This is a genomic window from Pseudomonas sp. 24 E 13, assembly GCF_900004715.1.
Classification (GTDB): Bacteria; Pseudomonadota; Gammaproteobacteria; order Pseudomonadales; family Pseudomonadaceae; genus Aquipseudomonas; species Aquipseudomonas orientalis_A.
On record NZ_CVTO01000132.1, the window covers coordinates 2,661 to 9,874 of the forward strand.

At 57.8% G+C, this 7,214-nt stretch carries 7 protein-coding genes; 3 read left to right on the top strand and 4 right to left on the bottom strand.

Going from position 1 to position 7,214, the window contains the following annotated elements:
- Positions 1-139: 139 nt before the first annotated feature.
- Positions 140-1,177 (bottom strand): patatin-like phospholipase family protein, encoded by a 1,038-nt coding sequence (locus BFP90_RS16720; protein WP_065886464.1) that lies wholly within the window; start codon positions 1,175-1,177, stop codon positions 140-142.
- 217 nt (positions 1,178-1,394) lie between these two features.
- On the opposite strand from BFP90_RS16720, the gene BFP90_RS16725 reads away from it, so the two are divergent.
- The 3 genes from BFP90_RS16725 to BFP90_RS16735 all read left to right on the top strand — a co-directional run bounded on the left by BFP90_RS16725 (position 1,395) and on the right by BFP90_RS16735 (position 3,363).
- A complete protein-coding gene (locus tag BFP90_RS16725) occupies positions 1,395-1,673 on the top strand; it encodes a hypothetical protein (RefSeq protein ID WP_003238638.1) in 279 nt (92 codons plus the stop codon).
- 41 nt (positions 1,674-1,714) lie between these two features.
- Positions 1,715-2,476: a CHAD domain-containing protein gene (locus BFP90_RS16730; protein ID WP_065897474.1), complete on the top strand. Its 762-nt coding sequence runs from the start codon at positions 1,715-1,717 to the stop codon at positions 2,474-2,476.
- Between the two features lie 89 nt (positions 2,477-2,565).
- Complete coding sequence (locus BFP90_RS16735) at positions 2,566-3,363, top strand: acyl-CoA thioesterase (protein ID WP_065897475.1); 798 nt, start codon at positions 2,566-2,568, stop codon at positions 3,361-3,363.
- Positions 3,364-3,366: 3 nt separating this feature from the next.
- Here the strand turns inward: BFP90_RS16735 and BFP90_RS16740 are convergent, their stop codons facing one another.
- From BFP90_RS16740 to BFP90_RS16750, 3 genes are all read right to left on the bottom strand, one after another.
- Positions 3,367-3,729 (bottom strand): Mpo1-like protein, encoded by a 363-nt coding sequence (locus tag BFP90_RS16740; protein WP_065897476.1) that lies wholly within the window; start codon positions 3,727-3,729, stop codon positions 3,367-3,369.
- A gap of 117 nt (positions 3,730-3,846) precedes the next feature.
- Entirely contained in the window at positions 3,847-4,251 is a 405-nt protein-coding gene (locus BFP90_RS16745) for an Imm50 family immunity protein (RefSeq protein WP_065897477.1), read from the bottom strand.
- On the bottom strand, positions 4,251-7,214 hold a 2,964-nt coding region (locus BFP90_RS16750; protein WP_176718049.1), incomplete at its 5' end, for an RHS repeat-associated core domain-containing protein. The genes BFP90_RS16750 and BFP90_RS16745, both read right to left, overlap by 1 nt.

Sequence of the window (7,214 nt, forward strand, 5' to 3'; positions counted from 1 at the left end):
GTGGTTTAACGGGGCGCCTGAGATCAAAAGCAGATCAAGATCAAGAGCGACTCGCTTCGCATCGTGGTTAGTGTTGGCGGCTGTAGGCTGCGAAGTAGTGTAGATGGCTATGTCCCGATGAGGGCTAGCAGCCAGAGTTTCAGGCCTGCTCACTCTCATACCGATCCAGCGTATCGCTGGCAATTTCCCGCCCCAGCGCGATCAACTCCGGCGCCTTGTAGAACTCGAAAAAACGGCACACTCGCTTTGGCACGTTGATCAGCACATCCGGCGGGTAACCGGCGATTTTGTATTGTGCCAATGACGTTTGCATGACTTCGAAACTCTGGTTGATCAGGTCCAGCAGTGAGGCGGGTCCGACATTGTCGATGATGAACGAGCCCGTGGCCGACTTCGGCGCGCCGGCTTTTTCCGGGGCGGCGGCGGGTTGCTGGGATTCGGGCTCGGCCGAGTCCAGCCATGGGTTGATCTCGGCGGCCTGGGCCTGCAAGGCTTCCTGCTCGAGCTTCATCAGTTGCTCGGCCTGTTTACGCCGAAACGGCAGGTGCGAGCCCAATGATTTGGCCAGGCTGTTGAAGCGGCTTTTGAATGCCGGCGGGCGCTGGATCACCGGCAGGTGATAGTGCTTCTGGTTGGTGGCGTTGAGGTTGACCGCAATGATCAGGTCGCAATGGCTCGACACCACCGGCACGATAGGCAACGGGTTGAGCAAGCCTCCGTCCACCAGCATGCGGTTGCCTTGCATCACCGGCGTGAACAGGCTGGGGATCGCTGCCGAGGCGCGCATGGCCTGGTGCAGGCAACCTTCCTGGAACCAGATTTCCTGCTGGTTGGTGAGGTCGGTGGCCACGGCGGTGTAGGGGATGCGCAGGTCTTCGATATTGATTTCGCCGACGATCTTGCGGATCTGCCCGAACACCTTTTCACCGCGAATCGCGCCCAGGCGAAAGCTCACATCCACCAGGCGCAATACGTCGAGGTAATCCAGGCTTTCGATCCAGTTTCGATACTCGTCCAGCTTGCCGGCGGCATAGATTCCGCCGACCACGGCGCCCATCGAGCAGCCGGCAATACAGGCGATGTCGTAGCCGCGTCGTTCGATTTCTTCGATCACGCCGATATGGGCGTAGCCCCTGGCCCCGCCGGAGCCCAACACCAAGGCAACACGTTTTTTCATGACCAGACCCTTCGCAAAACAGGTGCCCACAATGCACCCATCCAGGGGGGCGCTTCAATCCTTGGTGAGCCCTGAGAATATTTTTCCAGAATCGCTACGGGGCTCGGGTATGCTCTGGCAATAGGTACTACTGATTTCAGGCTAGGGACAAGGCACTTTTCCCTGTAGGCAACGTCTACAGGCTACGACAGATTTTGTATATTTTGAGGTGTCATCAATGAAAGCCTGGATGTGTGTACCTGTGATCCTGTTGGCCTTGGCGGGCTGTGCCGGGAAGACCGCGTATCGCGACAGCTGCGGGTCGCAGTTGGATGCCGCCTGGAAAGAACTGGACCTGGCCAAGGCCGAGGGCTTCGCCGGCACCGTCAGCTACTCCAAGGCGTTGTCGCTGTTGACGGGGGCCAAGACCCAGCAGCAATTCGAAGCGTTCGAAGGCTGCTCCAACAAGGCCGAGAAGGCGCGCTTCTATATTCGTGAGTCACGCGCCGGGCGTTGATCAGCCACGCATAGCATTTTTCATCGCAAAGGGAGGGCAGGATGTCAGCGCTGGTCAATCAGTTAGTTGCTCAGGTCATTGGCCTGGAAGTAGGGTTGCTGAGCTGCCAGGCTCGTCTTGCTGCCGTCACCGACGATGAAGCCTTGCATGATCTGCGCACCACGGTGCGCCGTCTGCGCAGCCTGTTGCGGCCCTTGCGCGGGTTACCGGGTGTTGAACAGCTTGAATCCGCCGCCCGCACGGTCGGCCAATTGACCACCCCATTGCGTGACCGCGAAGTGCTGGCGGCGTACTTGCAACAGCACGGGCACCAGCAGGCGGCTGAGCGTCGTCTGCGCCTGCAACCTGAGGCCTATCGCCAGGTGGCGCAGAGCCCGGAGCTGGCCCACCTGCTGCAGATCCTTGATGCGTTTCCACGCTTTATCCGTGCATCCCAACACCAGAAACTGCTCAAGAGCCTGCGCTCACGCATCCAGAAACGCCTGGCCAAGCAATGGAAAACCCTTGAGCACGCGCTCAAGGATCCAGAGCATGATCGCCACCGTTTGCGCTTGCTGATCAAGCGTGTGCGCTATGCGGCCGAAGCGTATCCCGAATTGGACAAGCTGCCTTCCAACGCCGTGGCCGGTTTGAAAAAAGCCCAGGGTGCCCTGGGTGATTGGCATGATTGCTGGCAATGGCTGCTCCAGGCCGAGCACCAGGCTGACTTGCAGCCCTGCATCGCGACCTGGCGTGCCGGCATGGTCAAGGCCGAGGCACGGGCGGACCGTGTGCTCGACAAGCTCAGCGACCATTGTTTCTGAACCGGTCCGGCTTTTGGCCGGAATAGGCGCTGTACCTGGCGGGGTGGATGGTTAAGATCCCCTCATCATTTGCTTGATGTGAGGTCGCCATGCGCTTTAGTGATTTGCTCGACGCTGCTCGCAGCCATCCGCTGGATGTCACCATTCCCGCCGAATGGGCCCAGGGACGCGCCACGTTTGGTGGTTTGGTCGCCGCCTTGCAGTACGAGGCCTTGCGGCCGCAAGTGCCGACCGACCGGCCGCTGCGCTCACTGGCGATCACCTTCGTGGGCCCGGTAGCGCCGGATGTGCCGGCCAGTTATGAAGTTGAAGTATTGCGCGAGGGCAAGGCCGTCAGCCAATTGCTGGGTCGTGTGGTGCAGAACGGTGAAGTGGCGACCCTGGTCCAGGCCAGTTTCGGTGCGTCCCGCCAGTCGGAAATCGACGTGGCGAGCGAGCGGCCACCGGTGTTCAAGCATTGGAATGAATGCCAGGAACTGCCCTATATCAAGGGCGTCACGCCCGAATTCATGCGACACCTGGCAATGCGCTGGAGCGTCGGCGGCCTGCCGTTTACCGGCGATAAATCCCGTGAAATGGGCGGTTGGGTGCGTTTGCGTGGAGATGTGAAGGAAGAGCCGCTGACTGAGGCGCATATCCTCGCACTGGTCGATGCCTGGCCCCCGGCGTTGCTCCCGCACCTCAATAAACCAGCGCCCGGCAGCACCCTGACCTGGACCATCGAGTTCATCCAGCCACTGCACGACCTGACCACCCTTGACTGGTGCCAATACCACGTCAACATCGAACACGCCCGCGACGGCTATGGCCACGCCGCCGCCGCGCTCTGGAGCCCGACCGGCGAATTGATCGCCCTCAGTCGCCAGACCGTAGTGGTCTTCGCCTGACGCTCAACGCGGGTGGCGCAGCCGCCAGGCGCGCCACCAGCCACCGCTGAGCACAAAGCGCGGAAACGTCACGAACTGCTCGACCACCAGGCGTTGCACCGCGTCCTTACGGTCGCTGAACGGCTCACTGGCCTGGGCTTCCAGGCTATGGCCATGACGCTGCAACGCCAGGCCCGCCACGATCCCGATCACGCCGATGGCGACACTGACCAGGCTCAGGCTGAACACACCCGAGACGATCAACAGGAAGCCGATGATGAACAGCGGCACGGCAATCAGGTGCAAGGCCAGGTTGGCCGGGTGCTGATGGTTTTGTGGGTAATGACGCCATTGCCAGGCGGGGAGATTGGGGTGACGTTTGCCCATGATGGTGAATCCTCTGTCCGTTGAAACAACTTGGAGGGAGTTTAGGTTGAGATGGGCAAGGGTACGAATTAAGGCTAACTATGGAGTTCATAGGGGCGCATGCAGAATTTTTAAGATCTAGAAAAAATAATCATCTGGTCCATTTATGTATACATTCGGATCGCAAATTGAAATGGATTTGGCCTTGAATTCAATTAAAGAGCTTTTGTTGGTCGCTTTAAAGTGGAAATGATTATTTTCTTTAGTGATAACGACAAAGAATACTTCTCTAACGGGAATGTTGTGTATTTTTAATTCATGAATGCCATGACAATCAATACCCATTCTGCAGGTGTTGTAGCCTTTTCCTTCCCATTTTTTTGGCAAAATATCTGGAAACTCGGGTATGTCGAATCCTAACCCCACAGAAGGTCGATCATTTTCTATTTGCAAAGAAAAAAGAGCGATTTTTCCAATTTCTATGGGCATGCTAAAAATCTTTTCAAAAAAAATATTTTGATCTAATTCATTCCAATACTTCATCAGTTTTTCCTAAAGTTGTAATGATCCCTGCCGCCGTCTACGGTTCCGTTTCGAGGCTTTGCAATAGGTCGCAAATTGAAGTGCGCTTTTTGGTCTCCTATACCGTCCGCCCTGCCAAATTTATGCCCGGCAGAATGGTCCTGAATAAGAACCTTAGAGCCGTCTGCTCTCGTGAATTGATACACCCTTGAGTATATGGGTCTACCACTCTCATCTAATATGTGTTCATCATTCAAATCAGTCATTTTTTCTATTTTGTACTGTTTCGTCCTTCCTGACTTCGGATTTTTCATCACATCAGGATTTTGGGTCATCGGTATATTGGCGTCCCTTTTTGCTTGCCTAAACGCACCTTTGCGAGAGTGATCAGGTATATCCGGTTCAGCAGGCAAAGAGCAGGTCGGTTTTTTCTTGCCTAGGCCGGGACAATTCGCGTTCAGTCCCAGGGGATCAATCCATCCTGTAGGACTGGGCACATACTGGTACCCATTGATCCCACCCGCCAGCTTCACCGGATCGGGCGTCAGGTAACGACCAATATCCGGATTGTAGTAGCGATGGCGGTTGTAGTGCAGGCCGCTTTCCTGGTCGTAGTACTGGCCTTGGAAGCGCAGCGGATTGTCGACTTTGCCGACGTCGAGGCGGCTGATTTCGCCGTAGGCGCGGTAGTGGGCGGACCAGACGATGTCGCCGTCGGGCGTTGTAAGTTCCTGCGGTGTGCCGAGGTGGTCGAGTTGGTAGTGGTAGGGCTTGGTCTCTTCTGGGCCGAAGCCTTCCAGCAGTGCCAGCGGACGGAAGCTGTCGGGTTCGTAGAGGTAGCTGCGATGGCGATCGGCATGGTGTTCGGCGATCAGCTTGTCGCCTTGCCAGAAGAACTCTGTGGTTTTCTCTTCGATGGTTTTGCTGATGCGTCGACCAAACGGGTCATAGCGATAGCTTGCGGTTTGGCCGTTGGGTTGGGTGACGCCGATCAGCCGGTGCTGGCAGTCGTAGCGGTACTCGGTGACCAGTTGCTGGCCCTTGCCACGCCGTTCTCTTATTAGATTTCCAAAAGCGTCATAGTCGTAATGGTGATCGCCTTGGATCATCAAACGATTGCCCGCCAGGATGTCCGGCCCCGGCCTGTCCTGCATGAGTAAATTACCGGCGGGGTCGTGGCCGAAACGCTCCTGCACATCCTGTGAATGATCGGCGCGGGTCAGGCGCTGGAGTGGGTCGTAGCAGTAACGGTGTTCGCCTTTGCGGGTGTCGAGCAGGCGGGCGAGGTTGCCGGCTCTGTCGTAGTCGTATTGGCGTTGGTAAAGGTGGTTTCCTTGCTGGGTGACGGCGTGGGCGTGCAGGCGGTTTTGGTCGTCGTAGTGGTAGTGGCTGAGCAGTTGGCCTTGTTGGCGTTGGTGTTCGCGGCCGGCGTGGAACAGGTGGGAGGTCAGCAGTGCGCCATTCAGCTCGACGGTGGCCAGGTGGCCGCCTTTGTCGTGGTTGAAGGTCAGACGGTTATTATCCGGCAGGCGTAAATGTTGAAGTTGCCCGCAGGCATCGTAGCCATAGCGCAAGGTGCCCCAGCCCTGGTGCTCAGCAGTGAGGCGGTTTTGTTTGTCGTACTCGTAGGCCAGCGCCCAGTGGCCGTCTTCGACGCTGAGGAGGTTGCCTTGGCGGTCGTAGGTGTAGTCGACCGTATTGCCATCGGGGAGGGTTTTTCTTACAAGACGACCGGCATGGTCGCGCTCGTATTGGGTAACAAGCTGACTACCGTCGTCGCCGTGTTCGGTCTTTTCCAGCAGGTTGCCGTTGAGGTCGTAGGCGTAGGCGGTGCGTTGGCCGTCGAAGCCGGTTTCCTGTCGGATCAGGCCGTTGGGGTGGTAGTCCAGTTGATGGGTTTCGCCAACTTCGTTTTCGATTTCAGTCAGCAAAAGGCGGGCATTGTCGTAGCGATACTTGACCTGGGTACCATCGGCGTTGATGCGGCGGCTGATCAGGTGCAGTCCGTCGGCGTATTCGTAGCGGGTGACGTGGCCGAGTTCATCGCGTTCGGCGATGATTTTTCCGTAGGGGTTGTAGCTGAATTCCCGCGTAGCGCCGTCCGGCAGTACCCAGCGAGTCAAGCGTCCTACCGCGTCCCATTGATACTGAGTCAGCGCGCCGTATTCATCCTCCCGCGCAACCTGCCGCCCCAGGTCGTCATATCGATAGCGCTTGATGCCACCGTTGGGCAGCTGTTCTTCAACAAGCTGCCCACGCTCATTCCACACCAGCCGATGACAACTGTGGTCGGGATACCAGACCCCGGTCAGTTGCCCTTGCTTGTCGTAGCTGTAGTCGGTCGCGTTGCCCTCCGGATCAATCCTGCGGATGACATCGCCTCGCTCATTACGCTCGTATTTCCAAACTGCCTCACCACGCCGCACGACCCGTACGAAACCATTGTCATGCTCGTAGGACGTCGGCTCATCCTCTCCCGGAAACAGCGCGACCAAGCGTCCGGCTTCGTCGTACTGATACGCCGTCACCGCGCCCAGCGGGTCCTGCTCGACGGTCAGTCGGCCCTTGTCGTCGTAGGATTTGAAATGCCGGGCACCGTCGGGATCGATGCGCTGTACCAGTCGCGCCCGGTCGTCATGCACGTACACTTCCTGGCTGCCATCGGCGTTGTGCACGTTGACGCTGCCGTCATCGCTCCATACATAGCGCGTGTCCATCTGCGAAAAACTGGCCCAGTGCCGGACACAGCGCGCGGCTTTACCAGACCTTTCCCACGCCCAAAAGAAACCCGCCCCACCGGCCAACTGCCGCTCAAGAATGACGTGCTGTTCGTCGTACCGATAAACCTCGCGTTCACCGACGGCATTGGTCGCCGACACCAGTCGTCCAGCATCGTCGTAGGCGTAGGAAACGACGTTCTGCTCGGTCACCCACACGAAGGGTTCATGGCCTTTGGCGCGATGAACCTGGTAGTCCACCGCCAC

Bases quoted from the DNA above. Each gene is read 5' to 3' on its own strand.
- BFP90_RS16720 (WP_065886464.1), bottom strand. From the start codon at position 1,177: ATGAAAAAACGTGTTGCCTTGGTGTTGGGCTCCGGCGGGGCCAGGGGC.
- BFP90_RS16725 (WP_003238638.1), top strand. From the start codon at position 1,395: ATGAAAGCCTGGATGTGTGTACCTGTGATCCTGTTGGCCTTGGCGGGC.
- BFP90_RS16730 (WP_065897474.1), top strand. From the start codon at position 1,715: ATGTCAGCGCTGGTCAATCAGTTAGTTGCTCAGGTCATTGGCCTGGAA.
- BFP90_RS16735 (WP_065897475.1), top strand. From the start codon at position 2,566: ATGCGCTTTAGTGATTTGCTCGACGCTGCTCGCAGCCATCCGCTGGAT.
- BFP90_RS16740 (WP_065897476.1), bottom strand. From the start codon at position 3,729: ATGGGCAAACGTCACCCCAATCTCCCCGCCTGGCAATGGCGTCATTAC.
- BFP90_RS16745 (WP_065897477.1), bottom strand. From the start codon at position 4,251: ATGAAGTATTGGAATGAATTAGATCAAAATATTTTTTTTGAAAAGATT.